Annotated in this window: 9 protein-coding genes; all 9 read left to right on the top strand. The window is 61.0% G+C overall.

Going from position 1 to position 20,079, the window contains the following annotated elements:
* The first annotated feature begins 65 nt into the window (after nt 1-65).
* The 9 genes from HX815_RS04130 to HX815_RS04090 all read left to right on the top strand — a co-directional run bounded on the left by HX815_RS04130 (nt 66) and on the right by HX815_RS04090 (nt 19,999).
* Nucleotides 66-698, top strand: coding sequence for a hypothetical protein (locus HX815_RS04130; RefSeq protein ID WP_003218188.1), 633 nt, complete (start codon nt 66-68; stop codon nt 696-698).
* Nucleotides 699-964: 266 nt separating this feature from the next.
* Nucleotides 965-2,461: a YdgA family protein gene (locus HX815_RS04125; protein ID WP_087693604.1), complete on the top strand. Its 1,497-nt coding sequence runs from the start codon at nt 965-967 to the stop codon at nt 2,459-2,461.
* 181 nt (nt 2,462-2,642) lie between these two features.
* A complete protein-coding gene (gene pgaA, locus HX815_RS04120) occupies nt 2,643-5,096 on the top strand; it encodes a poly-beta-1,6 N-acetyl-D-glucosamine export porin PgaA (RefSeq protein WP_177027841.1) in 2,454 nt (817 codons plus the stop codon).
* Nucleotides 5,097-5,108: 12 nt separating this feature from the next.
* Nucleotides 5,109-7,106, top strand: coding sequence for a poly-beta-1,6-N-acetyl-D-glucosamine N-deacetylase PgaB (gene pgaB, locus HX815_RS04115; protein ID WP_177027840.1), 1,998 nt, complete (start codon nt 5,109-5,111; stop codon nt 7,104-7,106).
* A gap of 3 nt (nt 7,107-7,109) precedes the next feature.
* A complete protein-coding gene (gene pgaC, locus HX815_RS04110) occupies nt 7,110-8,456 on the top strand; it encodes a poly-beta-1,6-N-acetyl-D-glucosamine synthase (RefSeq protein ID WP_003218180.1) in 1,347 nt (448 codons plus the stop codon).
* Nucleotides 8,453-8,935 (top strand): poly-beta-1,6-N-acetyl-D-glucosamine biosynthesis protein PgaD, encoded by a 483-nt coding sequence (gene pgaD, locus HX815_RS04105; protein WP_003218178.1) that lies wholly within the window; start codon nt 8,453-8,455, stop codon nt 8,933-8,935. The genes pgaC and pgaD overlap by 4 nt, the downstream gene beginning before the upstream one ends.
* Nucleotides 8,936-9,256: 321 nt before the next feature.
* Nucleotides 9,257-10,978: a ShlB/FhaC/HecB family hemolysin secretion/activation protein gene (locus HX815_RS04100; RefSeq protein WP_177027839.1), complete on the top strand. Its 1,722-nt coding sequence runs from the start codon at nt 9,257-9,259 to the stop codon at nt 10,976-10,978.
* Between the two features lie 31 nt (nt 10,979-11,009).
* A complete protein-coding gene (locus tag HX815_RS04095) occupies nt 11,010-19,403 on the top strand; it encodes a DUF637 domain-containing protein (protein ID WP_256351037.1) in 8,394 nt (2,797 codons plus the stop codon).
* Entirely contained in the window at nt 19,403-19,999 is a 597-nt protein-coding gene (locus HX815_RS04090) for a hypothetical protein (RefSeq protein ID WP_023659327.1), read from the top strand. Before HX815_RS04095 ends, HX815_RS04090 begins: the two co-directional genes overlap by 1 nt.
* The last annotated feature ends 80 nt before the right edge of the window (nt 20,000-20,079 follow it).

Genomic DNA, 20,079 nt, shown 5'->3' with positions numbered 1-20,079 from the left:
TGACAGGCGGACTTACGTGATGGTCCGCTGGTCACTGCTCGCGTTTGCTCATGGGGATTCCAATAATGAAAAACCCTTATGCTCCCGCTTTCTGGTGCGTGTTCTTCGCACTGGTGTTGCTATCGGCGACTTACTTCTACGGCATCATGCTGGCCCATCAAATCGACAAGGCCATGGTGTTCCTCGACAGCGCCAGCGCGCTGATCGCGGTGCTGTCCATCGGCGTGGTGGCCTGGGCCTCCTACCAGGGCCAGCGAATCAAGCGAAGACTGCTCGAACAAGGCAAGACCCGCGTGGCGATCTGGGACACCAAGGTTGCCCTGCGCCGGGTCGAGACGGTGTTCGACCGCTACTTCTGGGGCAGCTACTGGCAGCCGGGGCGCACCTTCCAGGAAGTCATGGGCGAACTGACCGGCACACCGCTGGAAAAAAGCCTCGAAGCCCTGAAAAAACAGTGCGTGATGCTTGATCGGCAAGTCGCCGACGGACGGCATTGGCTGAATAACGCCCGGGAATTATCCGATGTGGCCACTGCGATGGCGCGAGAGCGTTACCAGCTGGATTTTTATGATCCCAAGTCGGATACGCCGGGCAATGCGGTGATTCACCGTGAGTTTGAGGTGCTGGTGTATACGTGGACGGCACGGCTGAAGAGCTTCGACCATCAACTTGATGAGATCGAAACCGAGTATTCCTGATATCTGTGGTGTCTGTACTGACGCCTTCGCGAGCAAGCCCGCTCCCACATTCGATCGAGTTCCATCTTTGGAATGCAGTCGAATGTGGGAGCGGGCTTGCTCGCGAAGGCACTTTACCGTTCAGCGCTGAAGTCTGCGCCTATTGAAAAATTGGGCTGCATACGCCAGCCAATGCTAATCTTCCCCGGATTTCGGCGGGCTTGAGCCGACACCCTTCGGGGTTCAGGGAAGACAGCCCACTTCACAGGATTTGATCAGGTCACTACATGAATAAGCCAGCAGTCGTTCTCTTGGGTATCGTCGTCGCCATTGGTGCAATCAGCGCAGGCGGTGCCTGGTACACCGGCAAGCAACTGGAGCCGGTGCTGCAAACCGCCATCCAGGACGCCAACAAGGAACTGCAGACCTCCATGGCCGGTGTCGACGGCACTGTGACCCTCGAACTGGTCTCCCTCGACCGTCAGCTGTTCAGCAGCACCGCCCACTATCGCCTCAAGGCCCAGGGCGCGGTGTTCGGCGAAAATCATCAGGACACCGAACTGCTGTTCGTCGACCATATCGAACACGGCCCGCTGCCGTTCTCGCGCCTGGTGTCGCTGAAGTGGCTGCCGGTCATGGCCACCAGTCACTACGAACTCGAGAAAAACCCCACCACCGAAAAATGGTTCGCTGCCAGCAAGGACGTGTCGCCCCTCAAAGGCGTGGCCAACATCGGCTATGACCGCTCGGTGACCGGCAACGTTGAACTGCTGCCCCTGGAACTCAAGGACGACAAGTCGGCCGTGAGCTTCTCCGGCGCCAACCTCGACTTCGACTCCACCGCCGAAGGCAAGAAGGTCAAGGCCAGCGGCTACATGGACAGCCTCAAGGTCTCGGTTGTCGATGCCAACAACGCCAAGCTGGATGCGGAGCTGAGCGGCCTGACCATCGCCAGCAACCTGGAAAAAACCACCTTCGGTTTCTACACCGGGCAAAACACCGTCGAGCTGACCAACACCAAGGTCACCTTCGGCCCGCAGCAAGCAGTGCTGACTCTCAAGAACTTTGAGCAGAAAGACAGCAGCGAAACCAAGGACAACAACCTGGCCGGCCGCGTCGACTACAAGATCGACGAGATCGGTTATCAGGGCAAGCCCGTGGGCTCGGCGGCCATGGCCGTCAGCATGAAGAACGTCGACATCCCGTCGATGCTGGTACTGACCAAGCTCTACCAGGAAAAAGTACAGCCGGCCCAGGCCGCTGCCGCTGCTGGCCAGCCCGTGCCTGAGTTGCAATTGACCGAAGCCGAGCAGACCCTGGCCCAGGCCAACGTCGACCAACTGCTGGCTGCCAAGCCGCAAGTGGCGGTAGAAAACCTGTCGCTGAAAACCACCAATGGCGAGAGCCGCTTCAACCTGGTGGCGGACTTCGCCAAGCCGTCGAGCATGGACCTGCCGCCGGTTGAACTGGGCAAGCAAATCGTTGCGTTGCTGGACGCCAACCTCACCCTGTCCAAGCCGATGATCCAGGACGTTGCCGGCCTGCAGGCGCAGATTGGTGGTGTGACCGACCCGAAAGCCATCGAGCAGCAATCCCAGATGGCCAGCGAGATGATCAGCGGCATGGCCGTAGGTACTCAACTGGCGACCCTGGTGGGTACCGATATCGTGTCCAAGCTGCACTACGCCAACAATGAAGTGACCTTCAACGGCCAGAAAATGACCGTCGAGCAATTCATTGGTTTTGTGCTGGGCAAGTTCGGCGCGGTCAGCGGCGCTCAATAAGACTCGGCTCAAAGTGATGTAGGCCAATTCTGAACAATTGTTCTGAATTGGCCTTTTTTGTACCCCCCTCAAGGATATTGCGCCCCGGGAAAGCTTGGCCGCGTCATCAGATGCCGGCCGCCTGGAGTGTCGTGCAGGTGAACTTATCGCTACAGCTTTCCCTGGTGAGGAAGCTGACGACATGTCGCGTAATATTCATCCGTTTATCCGCCTGGCCCTGTGCAGCCAACTGCTCTGGCCCGTCGTGGCATCGGCCGATGCGGCCTATGATTCGCTGATCAATCAGGCCCGCAGTGGCAACTATGGTCCGGCCCTCAACCTGTTGCGCCAAATGCCCGCCGAGCGCCAGACGCCGGGGCAGGTCAGCGATCACCTGTTGATTGCCAGCTGGGCGCGCCAGGACGCCGAGGTGCTGACGGTCTACGAGGCCCAGGGCCGCTCACGCACCCTCACCACCCAGGCGCTGGCCACCGTCGCCCGCACCTATCGCAACCAGCAGCGTTGGGAACCGGCGATTGCCGTGTATCGCCAGGCGTTGCTGCGCGAGCCGAATAACCCGGACCTGCAACTCGGCCTGGCCCTGACCCAGGCGGACGCCGGCCAGACCGCTGAAGCGGTGCAGCGCACCCGCGCCCTGGTGGCCGCCAAGCCCGACGACGCCGACCGCCGCATGGCCCTGGGTTACGCACTGACCCGTGCCGGTTCTACCTATGACGCGCTGTTCGAATTCGACCAGGCGTTCATGCGTGCCGGCAACAAACCTGAAGTCGCCCGCGAATACATCGTCGCCCTGCAACGTGCGCGCCTGCCGGAACCGGCCCTGCGCCTCGCTGCCCGGCGCCCTGGCCTGTTGGACCCGGTCACCCAACGCCGCCTCGAAGGCGACCTGGCCGCCGAGCGCGTGCGCATGGCCGAGTTCGCGACCCGCAGTGAAAAAGAGCGCTACGTCATCGCCGACCGTGCCCTCAAGGATTACGACCAACTGCTCACCACCTGGACACCGGATGCCAACGCCCATGATGACGTGGTGCGCTGGCGCATCGACCGTCTGGGCGCGCTGAAAGCCCGGGCGCGCACCGCCGAGGTGATCCGCGATTACGAAGTCTTGAAGGGCGAAGGCGTGCAACTGCCGACCTACGCCCTGCGCTGGGTCGCTGCCGCCTACCTCGACCAGCGCCAGCCGGAAAAGGCCGCGCCGCTGTATCGCCAGGCCCTGGCGGCAAGCGATGCGGACGCCGGCGATCACGTCGAAGACAGCACCGCGCTGTTCTACGCCCTGCTCGAAAACGATCAAGTGGTGGAAGCTCGCGAAGTCGCCGACAACCTGGCGAGCACCCAGAAACCCCGGGTCGAGCTCAAGGGCTTGCCCATCGGCAACCCCAACGACGCCTGGATGGACGCCCAACAATTGGCCGCCCAGGCCGGCACCTATGGCGCCGACCTGCCCGCCAGCGAAAAAGGCCTGGAAGCCCTGGTGCAACAGGCCCCGGGCAATATCGGCCTGCGCCTGGCCCAGGCCGATATGTACCGTGCCCGCGACTGGCCACGGCGCGCCGAAAACACCCTCAAGGAAACCGAAGCCCAGGCCCCGCGCGACATCGGCCTGGAGGTTTCCCAAGGCCACACTGCCCTCGATCTGCAGGAATGGCGTCAGCTCGATGCACTCACCGATGACGTGGTCGACCGCGCCCCGGACAACCGCCAGGTACAGCGCCTCAGGCGCCTGCGGGATGTGCACGACATGGCCGAATTGCGCGTCGAGGCCTACACCGGCAAAAGCAACGGCGGCGGCGATAACGGCGCGGGCGCGGTGTCCGGCAGCCGCGACTTTGGCATCGAAACCTTGCTCTACAGCCCGCCCATCGATGAAGACTGGCGCGTCTTCGGCGGGGCCGGCTACGCCACCGCCGATTTCGAAGAAGGCACCGGCCAACACCGTTGGCAGCGCCTTGGTGTAGAGCGGCGCACCCGCGACATGACCCTCGAAGCCGAGGTCTCCAACCACTCCTACGGCTTTGGCGACAAGCAGGGCGCGCGCATCGCGATTGCCCGGGATATCAATGACCAATGGCAGTACGGCGGCAGTCTCGACTACCTCTCCGCGAGCACCCCGCTGCGGGCACTGAATGCCGACATTACTGCCAACGGCGGCAGCGGGTTTATCCGCTGGCGCGCCAACGAAAGCCGCGAATGGAAACTGGCCCTGAGCCCGTCCCATTTCAGCGACGGCAACAACCGTCTCGAAGCACTGCTCACCGGTCGCCAGGGCGTGTACAGCTCGCCGGGGGTGCAAGTCGACCTGGGCCTGGAAGTCGGCACCAGCCGCAACACCAAGGAAGACACGCCGTACTTCAACCCGCGCTCGGACTTCAGCGTGCTGCCCACGGCCACCGTCAACCACGTGCTCTACCACCGCTACGAAACACTGTGGAGCCAGCAGTTCCAGGTGGGGGCGGGCACCTACAGTCAGCGCGACTACGGTACCGGCGGCGTTGCACTGGTGGGCTACGGCCAGCGGTTTCGCTGGAACGACGTGCTCGAAACCGGCGCCAACCTCAGCTGGATCAGCCGACCTTATGACGGTGAGCGCGAAAGCGACCTGCGCCTGATCGTCGACCTCACCTACCGCTTCTAGAAGAGTCCGATCATGCCCGTCTTGTCCCGTTGCCTGTTGGCCCTGGGGTTAATGCTGAGCAGCGCTTGCGCCCAGCAACCCGCACCTTTCACTCCACCCGCCGAGCGGCTCAAGCCTGCCAGCGAAGCGGCGTGGCCGAAGAACCATTTCCTCGGTATCGCCTACCACGACATCGAGGACCGCGACCCCGATCAGGCTGTCGTGGCCGTGCGCACCGAACGTTTGATCGAGCAGTTGGCGTGGCTGCGGGAAAACGGCTACCAGCCCGTCACCGTCGACCAGATTTTGGCGGCCCGCAACGGCGGCCCGGAGTTGCCGGCGAAGGCGATCATGCTCAGCTTCGATGACGGCTACGCGAGCTTCTACACCCGTGTGATGCCGATCCTGCGCAGCTACAACTGGCACGCGCTGCTGGCGCCGGTGGGTTCGTGGGTGGATACGCCGCTGAACCAGCCGGTGGACTTCGCCGGCACACCACGCCCGCGTTCGGACTTCCTGACCTGGCAGCAGGTGCGCGAAATCGCCCAGTCCGGCCTGGTGGAAATCGCCGCGCACACCGACGCCAATCACAAGGGCGTGCTGGCCAACCCACAGGGCAACCTGCAACCGGCCGCCACCACCCGACGCTTTGACCCGGCGACCCATCGCTACGAAACCGAAGCCCAGTTTCAGGCGCGGATGCGCACCGACGTGACGGCGATCTCCAACAAGATCCGCGCCGTCACCGGCAAGGCGCCGCGCGTGTGGGTGTGGCCTTACGGCGCTGCCGATGGCACCTCGCTGGCGGTGGTGGGCGAGCAGGGTTACCAGATGGCCCTGACCCTGGAAGACGGTCTCGACAGCCTCGGCAACCTGATGAGCAGCCCGCGCTTCCTGGTGGCCTCCGACCCGGACGGCGAACACTACGCCAACGCCATCGTCGCGACCCAGACTGAAGCCCCGCTGCGGGTGCTGCATGTGGACCTGGACAACGTCTACGACCCGGACCCGGAACAGCAGGTGCGCAACCTCGACAAACTGATCCAGCGTGTGGTCGACATGGGTGCCAGCACCGTGTTCCTGCAGGCTTTCGCCGACCCCAAGGGCGATGGCCTGGTGCGTTCGCTGTACTTCCCCAACCGCCATTTGCCGGTGCGCGCCGACCTGTTCAACCGCGTCACCTGGCAACTGCGCACCCGGGCCCACGTGAACGTATTTGCCTGGATGCCGGTGCTCAGTTTCGCCCTCGATTCGAAGCTGCCCCGCGTTACCCGTTGGGACCCGCAAACCGGCAAGGTCGCCATCGACCCGGACCAGTACCAGCGCCTGTCGCCGTTCGATCCGAAAGTGCGGCAGGTCATCGGTGAGATCTACGAAGACCTGGCGCGCACCAGTGCCATCGACGGCGTGTTGTTCCACGACGACGCGGTGCTGTCGGACTTCGAAGACGCCAGCCCGCTGGCGCTCAAGGCCTACGCCGCCAATGGCCTGCCGGACACCATCGAAGCCCTGCGCGCCGACCCTGCGGTGATGCAGCGCTGGACGCGTTTCAAGAGCCGCTACCTGATCGACTTCACCCATGAGCTGACGGCCAAGGTCCGCAAGCTGCGCGGCCCGCAGGTGCAGACCGCACGCAATATCTTCGCCGAACCGATGCTCAACCCGGGCAGTGAAGCCTGGTTCGCGCAGAACCTCGACGACTTCCTCACCAGCTACGACTGGACTGTGCCGATGGCCATGCCGCTGATGGAAGGCCAGGACCTCAAGGGCTCCAACGCCTGGCTGGAAAAACTCGTGGCCACCGTCAAGGCCCGCCCCGGCGCGCTGCAACGCACAGTCTTCGAGTTGCAGGCCAAGGACTGGCGCACCCAGGCCGCCCCGGACCTTTCCGGCGCACAAATGGCCGAGTGGATGGGCGTGCTCAAGCGTCAAGGCGTGACCAGTTTTGGCTACTACCCCGACAACTTCCTGGAGAATTCGCCGGATCTGAAAACCGTGCGTCCGGCCCTTTCCAACCAGTGGAATCCTTGACTCATGTTCGACAGAATCCTCGCGCTTATCGTGTTGTCGCTGGTATTGGGTGTGCCTCTGGGCCTGATCTTTCTGGTCACCGGGCAGTTCCTGATGGACTTCGTCTTCTTCTATCCACTGTTCATGTCCGGCTTGTGGATCGCCGGCGGCCTGTACTTCTGGCTGCACTGGGAGCGCCACTGGCCGTGGGCGGATGACACCCCCGCGCCGGTACTCGCCGGTGAGCCGCTGATCTCGATCCTGATCCCTTGCTACAACGAAGGCGACAACGCCGCCGAGACCATCGGCGCCGCGTTGGCCCAGCAATACCGCAACATCGAAGTGATCGCGATCAACGATGGCTCCAGCGACAACACCGCCGCCGTGCTCGATGCGTTGGCCCTGAAAGAGCCGCGCCTGCGGGTGCTGCACCTGGCGCAAAACCAGGGCAAGGCTGTGGCCTTGCGCATGGGCGCGGTAGCAGCGCGCAGCGAATACCTGGTGTGCATCGACGGCGATGCGTTGCTCTCGCCGAACACCGCGGCGTACCTGGTGGCGCCGATGCTCGACAACCCGCGCCTGGGGGCGGTCACCGGCAACCCGCGCATTCGCACGCGCTCCACCTTGATCGGCCGGGTGCAGGTGGGCGAGTTCTCTTCGATCATCGGCTTGATCAAGCGCACCCAGCGGGTCTTCGGGCGGATCTTCACCGTCTCCGGCGTGGTGGTGGCGTTTCGGCGGGCGGCCCTGGACCGGGTCGACTACTGGAGCACCGACATGATCACCGAAGACATCGACGTGAGCTGGAAGCTGCAACTGGACCACTGGAGCATCTTCTACGAGCCTCGCGCGCTGTGCTGGATCCTGATGCCGGAAACCCTCGGCGGCCTGTGGAAGCAACGCCTGCGCTGGGCCCAGGGCGGCGCTGAAGTGCTGTTCAAAAATATTCGTGGCATCTGGCAATGGCGCCATCGCTACCTGTGGCCGCTGCTGTTCGAGTACTGCCTGTCCACCGGTTGGGCCTTCACCTTTTTGCTCTCGGTGATTTTCTGGGCCGTGGGCAAAGTGGTGACGCTGCCCGCCGCCATCGCCGTCGACTCGCTGATGCCGCCGGCCTTCACCGGCCTGCTGCTGGCGGTGGTGTGCCTGGTGCAGTTCGCGGTGAGCATCATGATCGACCGGCGCTATGAAAAGGGCCTGTGGAAAACCCTGTTCTGGACCGTCTGGTACCCGCTGGTGTTCTGGTTGGTGAGCCTATTCACCACCCTGGTCAGCTTCCCCAAAGTGCTGTTCCGCCAACACCAGAAACGCGCGCGCTGGGTCAGCCCGGATCGCGGAATCAAAGCCCCCACTACGGATGTGCAGCCATGAATCTGATCCGAACCCAACAGCGCCCGGTGATGTGGGCCATCGACGTATTCCTGACCCTGCTGGCCTGGGCCGGGCTGATTATCCTGCTGGTGCGCGGGCTGGTGCCGATGCTCGACAGCCACGGCGGCCCGCGGATCGATGCGCCGATTTTCGCGGCGCTGGATACCTTGCAGATCTACCTGTGGATTGCCGTGTTCAACGCGGTGGTGCTGATCAGTTGGGCACGCTACCAGCAGCGACGTGGCAAGCACTTTGCCCAGCGGCGCTCGGCGGCCAAGGCCTTGAGCGACCAGCATTTGAGCGACAGCTTCAGCCTGGGGGAAGGTGACCTGGAGCAACTGCGCCGCCCGGGTGTGTTGGTGATTCATAACGACCACGAAGGGGGCGTGCAGGAAGTGACAGCCCATGTGTCCCGGCATGTGGAGCGGCCAGGGTTGAAGTTGGTGGCGGGGCAGGAGCGGACCAAGGAGGTTGGTTAACCGGGATATCGAAAAATGGGATCCAATTCACAAAATAACCGCGAACTTTTCTCATCTTTTGGCTACTAACCAGTCTTGATACCGCATTGATGGCCAAGTAATGGCAATTGTAAGCGCCATCATTGGAGGTGTATCAAAACTGTTACCGCTTGTCGGAATAAAAATTCCAATTGCAAGCAATTAAACGTTGCATGATTTATTTATTGTTAATAATCAGCAACTTATATGCCTGTTAAACATAACTTCCCACTAAGCCAGAATCTTGGCCCACCGGAAGTTCGATGTTAGTTTGCCGGCCCCCGCTTTTTCGACGGATCGAACATGTCTTTATTATTGCCACGGACTCGGCTGCTGCTGGGCGTTTGCCTGCTGACTTGCTTCGCACTCAATAGTGCGGTGGCGGCGCCTACGCCTGGCGACCAGGACCTGATCCGCGACCGGCAAAACCGTCTGCTGGAAGAACAGCGCCGGCGCCTTGAAGACCTCAAGGAACTGCCCGGCAAAGAAGTCAAGCCCCAAGCGCCTGCCACCCCGGCCGACACCCGTTGCTTCCCGATCAAAGACATCGAACTCAAGGGTGCCGACAGCCTGCCTGCACCGGACCGCGAGCGCCTGCTCAAGCCGTATATCGGCCAGTGCCTGGGCGTCTCCCAGCTCAACCAAGTGCTCAAGTCGATCACCGACTACTACATCGACAAAGGCATGGTTACCAGCCGTGCTTACTTGCCGCAGCAGGACCTTTCCACCGGCCACCTCCAGGTGTTGGTGGTGGAAGGCAAGCTCGAAGGCTTGAAGGGCGCCGACGGCAGCAACCTGTCCCCGCGCGAGCTGGCCATGGCCTTCCCCGGCAAGGTCGGCGAGCAGCTCAACCTGCGGGAAATCGAGCAGTTGGTGGACCAGTTGAATCGCTTGCCGTCCAAGCAGGCGCAAATGGAACTGACCCCCGGCAGCCAGGTGGGCGGCAGTGAAGTGCAGGTCAAGAACGTCCCGCAAAAGCCCTGGCGCGCCAGCCTGTCGCGCAACAACGACGGGCAGAAAAGCACCGGCGAACAGCAGTGGGGCGCCGGCCTTGAGTGGGACAGCCCCCTGGGCCTGGCCGACCAGTTGGTGTTGCGCGGTGGCCACGATGGCGTCAGCGACCATCAGAAAACCTCGAAAAACACCATGCTCTACTACAACGTGCCGTGGGGCTGGTGGAACTTCAGCTACACCTACAGCGAGAGTGATTACCGCGCTCTGGGTTACGCCGACACCTTCAAGTTCAAGCAATCTGGCGACAACGAAAACCACCAGTTGCGCGCCGAGCGCGTGATCCATCGCGACGACGTCAGCAAGACCTCGGTCAACGTCGGCCTGGCCCACCTGCGCACTAACAACTACATCAACGACGCTCACCTCGAAACCAGCAGCAACCGCCTCAGCGAGCTGCAACTGGGCATCAACCACGGTCGCCGCATCGGCAATGCCTTCGTCAACCTCGACCTGGGCATGCAGAACGGTATCGGCGCCTTCGATGCCCAAGCTGAAAACGAGCGCGATCAGTACGGCAATCGCCTGCCCAACGCGCGCTACCGCAAATACACCGCCACCGTCAGCTACTTGCAGCCATTCACGCTATGGGGTGAGTCGTTCAGTTTCTCCAGCCTGGCCACCGGCCAACGCAGTGAAGACATTCTGTTCAGCCCCCAGCGCATGAGCCTCGGCGGCTCGGCCTCGGTGCGCGGTTTCAAAGACCAGCAGCTCACCGGCGACAGCGGCGGCTACTGGCGCAACGACGTGCGCTGGGCGCGCCCGGTGACCTGGGACTGGATGCGCCCGGCCTTTGCCGAATACGGCGCCAGCGTCGGCTACGACCAGGGTGTGATCAGCAACGACCGCTATAACGGTGAAGTGCATGGCCGGGTCTCGAGCAACTCGTTGGAGCTGTTCGCCCGTGGCAAATACGTCAGCACCAGCGTGACCTTTGCCCATTCCCTGGAACGCCCGGCAGTGATGAGCGAGCGCGAAGCGCCGATCTACTTCCGCATGGATTTCTTCCTGTAATTCAACGCCCCGTTACATCGAGAATATGACAATGGATGTTCGCCACTTTGCCTTCCTGGCCCGCCAACCTTCTGCTGCGCTGAAACCGCGAGACTCGTTCTTCGGCCTTCCCAAGCGCGGTTTGGTGCTGATCCTGGCCAACGCGCTGTTCTGGCAGCCGCTGCTGGCCCAGGCCGGAGGCATTGTGGTCAGTGCGCCGGGCACCACCGTCGGCCAGGCCGGCAATGGCGTACCGGTGGTGAACATCGCCACCCCCAATGGCAGTGGCTTGTCCCATAACCAATTCAAGGACTACAACGTCGGCCCCAACGGCGTGATCCTCAACAACGCCAACGGCCCCATGACGAACACCCAGCTGGGTGGCTACATCGTCGGCAACCCCAACCTCAAGGGCGGCGCGGCCAGCGTCATCCTCAACGAAGTCAACGGCGGCAGCCCCAGCCAACTGCGCGGCTACACCGAAGTGGCGGGCCAGTCGGCCAAGGTTATCGTCGCCAACCCGTACGGCGTCACGTGCAGCGGTTGCGGCTTTATCAACACCCCCAACGTGACCCTCACCACCGGCAAACCGGTGCTCGACGCCAGCGGCCAGTTGCAGCGCTACCAGGTTGACGGCGGCGCCGTGACCATCGACGGCGAAGGCTTGAATGCCAGCAACGTCGACCGCTTCGAAATCATCACCCGCTCGGCCAAGATCAATGCGCAGATCAACGCACGAGAATTGACCGTCATTGCCGGGCGTAACGACGTCGATGCCAACAGCCTGAAAGCCACCGCGCGCGCCGATGACGGCAGTGCCAAGCCCGAGCTGGCCATCGACTCCTCGGCGCTGGGCGGTATGTACGCCGGTGCGATCAAACTGGTGGGCACCGAAGCCGGCGTGGGTGTGAAGCTCGACGGTACGCTGGCCGCCAGTGGCGGCGACATCCAGCTGGATGCCAACGGGCGCCTGAGCATGGCGCAGACGGCGACCACCGGTAACCTCAAGGTCACCGCGCAGAACGTGAACCTGACCGACAAGGTCTACGCCGCCGGCAATGTGCAGGTGAGCAGTGCTGAAGAACTGGTCAACCAAAAGAGCCTGGCCGCTGGCCAACGCATCGAACTCAACGCCACCACCGTCACCAACCCGGGCATCATCGAAGCAGGCGTGCAGGCCGATAACAGCCGCAATGCCACCGGCGATGTGGTGGTGAATACGCAAACCCTGAACACCAGCGGCAACGTCCTGGCCAGCCGCTCGCTGAGCGCCACGGCCACCCGGGAACTGAACAACCAGGGCGCAGTGATCCAGGGTAAAACCGTCACGCTGAACAGTGCCAGACTGACCAACCAGGGCGCCACCGCGCGGGTGTATGGCGAGCAAGCGCTGGCGATCAACGCGCCGGCCATCGTCAACCTCGGCGGGCTGATTCGCTTCGGTGCCGATCAGGCGGCAACGCTGCAAACCGATTCGCTGGATAACCGCCAGGGCCATATCCAGGTCGCGGGCGGCAGCTTGACGCTCAACAGCGGCACGCTGAATAACACCGGCGGGCAGATTGTCGCGGGCAACCTCGGTGTAACAGCGGACACAATCAACAACCAGAACGGTTTCCTGGTTGCCGACGCCGTGACGGTCAACGCCGCCCGCCTCGACAACAGTGCCAAGGGCTTGATCAGTGCCGAGAAAGGCGCGCTCAACCTCACCGTCACCAACACCTTCAACAACAGCCAGGGTCATGCCCAGGCTGGCACTGACTTGAACCTGCGCGCCGGTGACGTCGCCAACCAGGACGGCAAGCTGGTGGGTGGTCAACTCACCGCTACCCTCGGCAGCCTCAGCAACAACGACGCAGGTGTACTCAGCGCGGATGCCGGCAAGTTGACCTTGACCGTCGCCCAACAGTTGAACAACGCCAAAGGTCACTTGCAGGCCGCCCAGGGCGACATCGAACTGCACGCCGCGAGCCTGGATAACCAGGGCGGCGCCATCATCGGCAAGCAGTTGCTGCTGGATGCGCGAAGCGGGCAGATCGACAACCGCGCCGGGCGTATCGTCGGTGACCAACTGGACGTCCGCGCCGGCAGCCTCGACAACCGCAGTGCCGGGTTGCTGGCCGGTGGTGTGCCGGGTGTGAGCGTGGTGCTGAACGACCAATTGCTCAACACCCAGGGCCGTATTCAAAGTGAGGGTGACCTGCTGCTGACCGGCAAGCGCCTGGGCAACAGCGCCGGGATCCTGCTCGGCAAGGCCCTCACTGTCACCGCGCAAGACCTCGACAACAGCAGCAAGGGCGCGCTGGTCAGCAATGACGGCGACATCACCCTCAACATCAGCAACCTGCTGACCAACACCAACGGCGTGATCGACGCCGCCGAACGCAGTGTGCTGGTCAAGGCCTTGACCACCCTCGACAACCAGGGCGGCACCTTGCGGGGCAAGCGCCTGGATATCGCGGCGCAAACCCTCGACAACGACCAGGGCCAACTCCTGGCCGGCAATCAGGGCGTGAGCTACCGCGGCCAGGACCTGAGCAATCGCCAGGGCATGATCCTCAGCGGTGGTGCGGCGGTCGACCTGACGCTGGGCACCTTGAACAACCAGGGCGGCACCGTGCAAGGCGACAGCTTGACGGTGACAGCCGACAGCGTCGACAACAGCCAAGACGGTACCAAGGCCGGCGCGTTGACCGCCTTGAAGAGCGACCTGCAACTGACGGTCGAGGCCTTGACCAACCGGGGCGGCAAACTGTTCGGCAAGGAGCACGTCACCGTCTCCGGCGCCACCCTGGACAACAGCGCCAACGGCCAGATCAGCGGCAATCAGCTCAGCCTGACCTCGCGTACCCAACTGACCAACCAAGGCGGCCTGATTGAGTCCAACCAGGGCCTGACCTTCAATGGCGGCAACCTCGACAACAGCGCGGGCGGCCAACTGCGGGCGATGGAAGGCGCCAGCAGCACGCTGACGGTCACCGACCAACTGAATAACCAGAACGGCATTCTTGAATTCGGCAGCCAGGCCTTCAGCCTCAGCGCCGGGCATCTGAATAACCAGGCCGGGCAACTGCAGCACGCTGGCACCGGCGTGTTCAGCCTCAATACCAGCAGCCTCAGCGGCAGCCAGGGCAGCATCAATGGCCTGGGCACCGCCGACTGGTCGTTCGGCCGGGTCGATGGCCTCGGCCGTGTGCAACTCAATGAAGCCTTGCACTACACCAGCACCCAGGGCCTGAGCCTCAAGGCCGGCGACCGCCTGGCCAGCGCCAAGGGTCTGACCCTGGATATCGCCAGCCTGGATAACGCGGGCGAGTTGCTCAGCGACGGTGACCTGAGTGTCAACCTGACCGGCGACATGACCAACAGTGGCCGCCTTTCGGCCCAGCAAAAACTGAGCGTGGTCGCCAACAACCTCAGCCAGAACGGCGGGCGTTTGGCCGGCGGCACCACCACCCGCATCACCCTGGGCGGTACGCTGGATAACCTCGGCTACCTCACCGCACGCCAGCAACTCGACATTGCCGCCGCACACATCAACAACCGCGGCACCCTCGGTTCACAAGGCAACGTCAACCTCAGCGCCAGCAATGGCATCAGCAATAGCGCCGACACGCTGCTGTTCAGCGGCGGCGATCTGACCCTGCGCGGGAACAGCTTCAGCAACCTGTACGGCGACGTCTACAGCAAGGGCAACCTGAGTTTCGCGGCGCTCGATGGCGGCATGGCGGCGGGCTTCAGCAACCTTTCCGGTACGGTTGAAAGCGAAGGCAATATCGGCATCAGTGCGCGGAATGTGGAAAACGCCAAGGCTGAATTCGAGTTGGGCCAGACCATCACCACCGGCAGCCTCAATTGGCAGTGCGGCCAGCACTGCGGCGGGCACGACTCGTTCAAGCGCGGTCAAATCACCATCAACCAGACCTACCTTGAATCCGCGATCAAGGACTCGGCCTCTGCGCGCCTGGTGGCGGGCAAAGACCTGCTGATCCAGGGCGACAACGTCCAGAACCGCTATAGCCTGCTGGCGGCGAATGGCAACCTGAGCATCACCGCCAACGACCTGCTCAACCAGGGCGCCGCGACTCGCACCGGGCAGAACACCATCGTCATCGGCACCCCGCAGCGCATCGACACCGATGAGTGGGACCGGATGGAATACATCGACGTACCCGCCTTCAACGCAGCAGTGGCAGCGGGTAATTTCGATGAAGCACGCTTTGAGGTGCTCAAGGCCCGGTCGAGCGACTGGCGTTTCTCCGAGCAAAGCAACGTCACCACCTGGACCGACAACGGCGGCCCAGGCTACACCGCGACGATACAGGCCGGTGGCGCGGTCAACCTCAACGTTGCGCGCACCCTGCAAAATGGCACGTTGCACACCAACACCCTGGAGCAACTGACCGGCACCCTCGGTGACGACCAGACCGGCATCCCCGTCGGCGGCATCAACATCAACCTGAGCAAGCACGTCAACGACGCCACCGCCCAGGCGCCGAGCAGCGTATTGCCGGTGACCAGCATCGCGCCCGACGGCCGCTACGTACCCGTGGACTACACCGGCGAGTCCTTCACCCCGGTCGACCCCACCACCGCGCCCGGCTTCCAGTTGCCCAAGGGCGACTACGGCCTGTTCATCAAAAACGCCGACCCCACCAGTCACTACCTGATCGAGACCAACCCGAACCTCACCACTGTGGCGGGCTTCTTCAGCTCCGACTACATGCTCGGCAAGCTCGGCTACAGCCCCGACAACGCCTGGCGTCGCCTGGGTGACGGGCAATACGAGTCACGGCTGATCCGCGATGCGGTGCTGGCGCAAACCGGGCAACGCTTCCTCGCCGGTGGCCTGACCAGCGACTACGACCAGTTCCGCTACCTGATGGACAACGCCCTGGCCAGCAAGGACGCCTTGCGCCTGAGCGTCGGCGTATCCCTCACTGACCAGCAAGTCGGCGCCCTGACCCACGACATCGTGTGGATGGAAAACCGCGTGGTCGACGGCCAGACCGTGCTCGTGCCGGTGCTCTACCTGGCCCAGGCCGACTCCCGCAACGTGCGCGGCAACAGCCTGATCCAGGGCCGCGACCTCAACCTGATGACCGGCGGCGACCTGATCAACGTCGGCACCCTGCGCGCCAGCAACAACCTCTCAGTGGCCAGCAGCGGCAGCCTCTACACCGGCGGCCTGATCGAGGCCGGCAACAACCTCAGCCTGCTGGCCCAGGACAGCATCCGCAATTCCATGGCTGGCGAGATACGCGGCACCCAGGTCAGCCTCACCACCCTGAAGGGCGACATCACCAACGACAACACCGCCATCCAGGTGCGCCAGGGTGCCGGCATGCGCACCCTCACCGACAGCAGCGCCGGCACCATCACCGCCCGCGAAAACCTGGCCATCGACGCTGGCCGCGACCTCACCAACCACGGTGCACTCACCGCCGGCGGCGATGCCGACCTGAAAGCCGGGCGCGACCTCAACCTGATCGCCGTCAGCGACACCAGCGAGATCCACGCCTTCAGCGACGGCGGGCACAAATCCAGCATCACCACCGACGTGAAAAACCAAGCGGCCACGGTCACGGCCGGTGGCAACCTGAGCATGGTGGCGGGGCAAGACGTCAACATCATCGGCAGCAACGCCACCGCGGGTAAGGACCTGAACATTCAGGCCGGGCGCGATTTCAACGTGGCGTCTGTCAGTGATGTGCACAACGTCGAAGGCAAGGAAAAGGACGGCAAGAAACGCATCAAGACGGCGGACGAGCAGACTACGCAGTTGGCCAGTGTGCTGACGGCGGGCAGGGACTTTACGAGCCAGGCCGGGCGCGACACTACGCTGGTGGCGAGCAAGATCAGTGCGGGGAATGAGGCTTATCTGTATAGCGGGGATAAGTTGAATTTGCTGGCGGCTGAGAACAGTACGCATACGTTGTATGACATGAAAAAGGTCAGCGGTTGGGGCAACAAAAAGACCCAGCGTGACGAAGTGACTCGCGTGACCAACGTCGGTACTGAAATCAAGACCGGTGGTGACCTCGTGCTTAAGAGTGGTGGTGATCAGACTTACCAGCTCGCCAAGCTTCAGAGTGGAAAAGACATCACCCTGGACAGTGGTGGTGCCATCACCTTTGAGGCGGTAAAGGACCTGCATCAGGAAAGCCATGAGAAGACCAATAACAATGCGTTTTGGGTGTCTTCCAAAGGCAAGGGCAATACTGATGAAACCCTGCGTCAGAGCCAGTTGATTGCCGAAGGCAACGTGGCAATCAAAGCCGTCGATGGTTTGAAAATCGACATCAACCAGGTTAACCAGCAAACCGTTAGCCAGTCCATTGATGCGATGGTCAAGGCGGATCCGCAGTTGGCGTGGATCAAGGAAGCGGAAAAGCGCGGTGATGTGGATTGGCGTCAGGTCAAGGAAATCCACGACAGCTTCAAGTACAGCAACTCGGGGTTGGGGCCGGCTTCGCAGATCATTATTGCGATTGTGATGGCAGCAGTGGTTGGGCCTATGGCAGCGGCCGCTGCAGGCGGCGGCACTGTCGGCGCCGTCGCAGGCGCTGTTGCGACGGGTGCTTCAACGAATGCAACGGTCAGTGTGGTTAACAATCGAGGCAACCTTGGTGCTGTGCTCAAGGATGTGACTTCCTCGAGTGCCATCAAAGGCTATGCAATCGCGGGTGCCACCGCTGGCTTGACTACCGCCTATTTTGATGGCTGGACAGGAACTCATACGGAATGGACTTCGGCGGGTGGCAAAGTCGTCGGCCCTCCGCTGAATACATGGACAGGAGTAGGCCAGTTTGCGGCTAACCAAACCTTACAGGCAGGAACATCCACACTTCTTAGCAAAGCATTGGGGCAAGGGGGAAGTGCAAGCGAAGCCTTGAAAGGGGCGCTGTTCAATACGTTGGCGGCTGCCAGCTTCAATGCAGTGGGCGATTACACCAAGGGTGTATATGCCGATGGCTCTGTACAAAAAATCGCGATCCACGCCATGGTCGGAGGACTGCTAGCCGAAGCAACCGGCGGCGATTTCAAGACGGGTGCGCTAGCGGCAGGTGCCTCTGAGGCGCTGGTCGTTGATCTGAATAACTTGGTCAAGGGCAATGAAGGCCTGTTGACCATGAGCTCGCAAATTGTTGGTGTTTTAGCTGCGGCGGCACAAGGTGATGTTGATGCCAGTCAGTTGGAAAAAGGCAGTTGGATTGCCAAGAATGCTACCCAGTACAACTTTCTTGGCGATCATTCCGGTCCTGAGCGGGATAGGGCTCGGGAGGCATTTGAGAAAGATCGAGGAATTAGTGCTGCTCAAAAACTGGTAAGCCTGGAAGGGGCCGATCAGCGTAGCGATAACCTGCTGGCGGCTTACAGAAAAGACCCCTACTCGCTCTCTGCGGCTGACGTAACAGAGCTAAACGCTTACCTGCAGGTCTACACCTATGAACAACTGACTCTGCATGGCGAACAGCAGGCAAAGTCAGACGTGGCAAATCTGATGAAAAATGGGCCTACGCCGAACTATGAGTATTCCTACGCGGGTACCACCGACGCGAAAAATGCCTACGCGGACTCAGTCCGAGCTGGGCTTGGTCCTTTAGACCAGTTGATGTGGAGCAGAGACAAAAGCTCGAACGAGCTGACATACCGAGATGCTAAAGGCTATTTGCAAATCAACAATGAGCAGCAAGGGCTCGCGAACATCGGTGGACCAGCGATTTATGGCCTTACAGGGCCGTTAGGGGCATCGATTCGAATTGCTGCTGCGGCGAACGGTGTGCTTCAGGCCGGTTATGGTGCAAACCAAGCGATTAATGGCGATACGTGGAATGCCGCTGGCAACATCCTCTTAGGCGTTGCAGGGATGGCGAGTTTGGGCTTGCCGGGTGTAAGGAATACTAACGCTTCAGGCATTGGCAAAGCATCCGTTGCTGACCGATCACCCCCTACGTTACAAATAGCCGGGGAGGGCGGTAGCGTTTTTGATAAAAATATACTGCGTGTACCAGCAAAAGATGAGCTTGCGGACCAGGCAAGCAAAGAGCTTTTAGATGCGATCTTTGCATTTCCTAGCAATACTCAGGCTTCTAAGGTCGCCACGATGATCGGGGCTTATGACCCTATGACCGGTAAAATTGCTGTTGGTAGCAGCACCGGTAAGGTAACCGCTGAGAGCTTGGATCCTCGCACAGTTAGCTACGTTGAGAGCAAGCTTGGTGTGAAAATAGGTGAATTAACAAGTTTTTGCAGGAATTCTGCTGGTGCATGTGCAGAGGTATCAGCAGTAGATAAGCTTGTCAGGTCAGGAGGGAATCCAGAAAATATCAAATTCACACAGGCTTTACGTCCTAAAACCATCAGGGATGAAGGTGGATACACCCCTAAAGCAGTTATAGAAACATGCCCGAATTGTAAGGTGACTTGGCCGGGGAATAAATGATGGTTATTGATGAACAATGGGTTCCAGGATTTGGAGAAATTGTTACTTGGTTTGCGATGGACAAAGCCGGTGCTATTGCCGTCATGGTGAATAACTGTTTTGGATCGTTACCAAAGGTTTTGTTGGAAGTTACAGCTGTGGAGCAGAAGCTTGATAGCTTAAGTGAGTACTTGTGGGAAGAGTCTGGTGATTACGAAGAATATCCGAAAGCTAAAAACGGTAAAACAATTCTTGATTTATACTCTGCCTGTGCATATCGTCACCTAGACTCTAGGGCTGAAGTGGAACGATGGATAGCGGATCGATCTTCACTCCAAGCCAGGCTGACAGAATATAACCTTCCAGCAATTAAAGGTGTCTATATATACCATGCTATAGAAGGTAGTGTGTCTGGGGAGGACTTCCCTTCCGGTTATGATGGAGAGTCTAAAATGGGGGACTATTTTCGCTACTTAATCCCTAGCGTTAAGGCTGGTATAGAAGATATTCCTTTTGAGCTTAGGGGGATAGTTGTTGTTTCTGATAGTCTGGAATTTTCAGATGTGAGTTTTTGGTCTGGAAGTTCTATTGATGAGCATTTCTCTCGTATGTATTGACGTAAAAGGGGCAGATTTATTTAAATATTAAATTTAAAAAACTCCAGATGGGTCGATTAAATAAATCCGTCCCCTTTGAC

Origin of the sequence: Pseudomonas sp. E6002 (genome assembly GCF_013385565.1) — a bacterium.
Classification (GTDB): domain Bacteria; phylum Pseudomonadota; class Gammaproteobacteria; order Pseudomonadales; family Pseudomonadaceae; genus Aquipseudomonas.
This window is presented reverse-complemented; position numbering and strand designations above follow the sequence as displayed.

Bases quoted from the DNA above. Each gene is read 5' to 3' on its own strand.
- pgaB (WP_177027840.1), top strand. From the start codon at position 5,109: ATGCCCGTCTTGTCCCGTTGCCTGTTGGCCCTGGGGTTAATGCTGAGC.
- HX815_RS04095 (WP_256351037.1), top strand. From the start codon at position 11,010: ATGGATGTTCGCCACTTTGCCTTCCTGGCCCGCCAACCTTCTGCTGCG.
- pgaD (WP_003218178.1), top strand. From the start codon at position 8,453: ATGAATCTGATCCGAACCCAACAGCGCCCGGTGATGTGGGCCATCGAC.
- HX815_RS04090 (WP_023659327.1), top strand. From the start codon at position 19,403: ATGGTTATTGATGAACAATGGGTTCCAGGATTTGGAGAAATTGTTACT.
- pgaA (WP_177027841.1), top strand. From the start codon at position 2,643: ATGTCGCGTAATATTCATCCGTTTATCCGCCTGGCCCTGTGCAGCCAA.
- HX815_RS04125 (WP_087693604.1), top strand. From the start codon at position 965: ATGAATAAGCCAGCAGTCGTTCTCTTGGGTATCGTCGTCGCCATTGGT.
- HX815_RS04100 (WP_177027839.1), top strand. From the start codon at position 9,257: ATGTCTTTATTATTGCCACGGACTCGGCTGCTGCTGGGCGTTTGCCTG.
- HX815_RS04130 (WP_003218188.1), top strand. From the start codon at position 66: ATGAAAAACCCTTATGCTCCCGCTTTCTGGTGCGTGTTCTTCGCACTG.
- pgaC (WP_003218180.1), top strand. From the start codon at position 7,110: ATGTTCGACAGAATCCTCGCGCTTATCGTGTTGTCGCTGGTATTGGGT.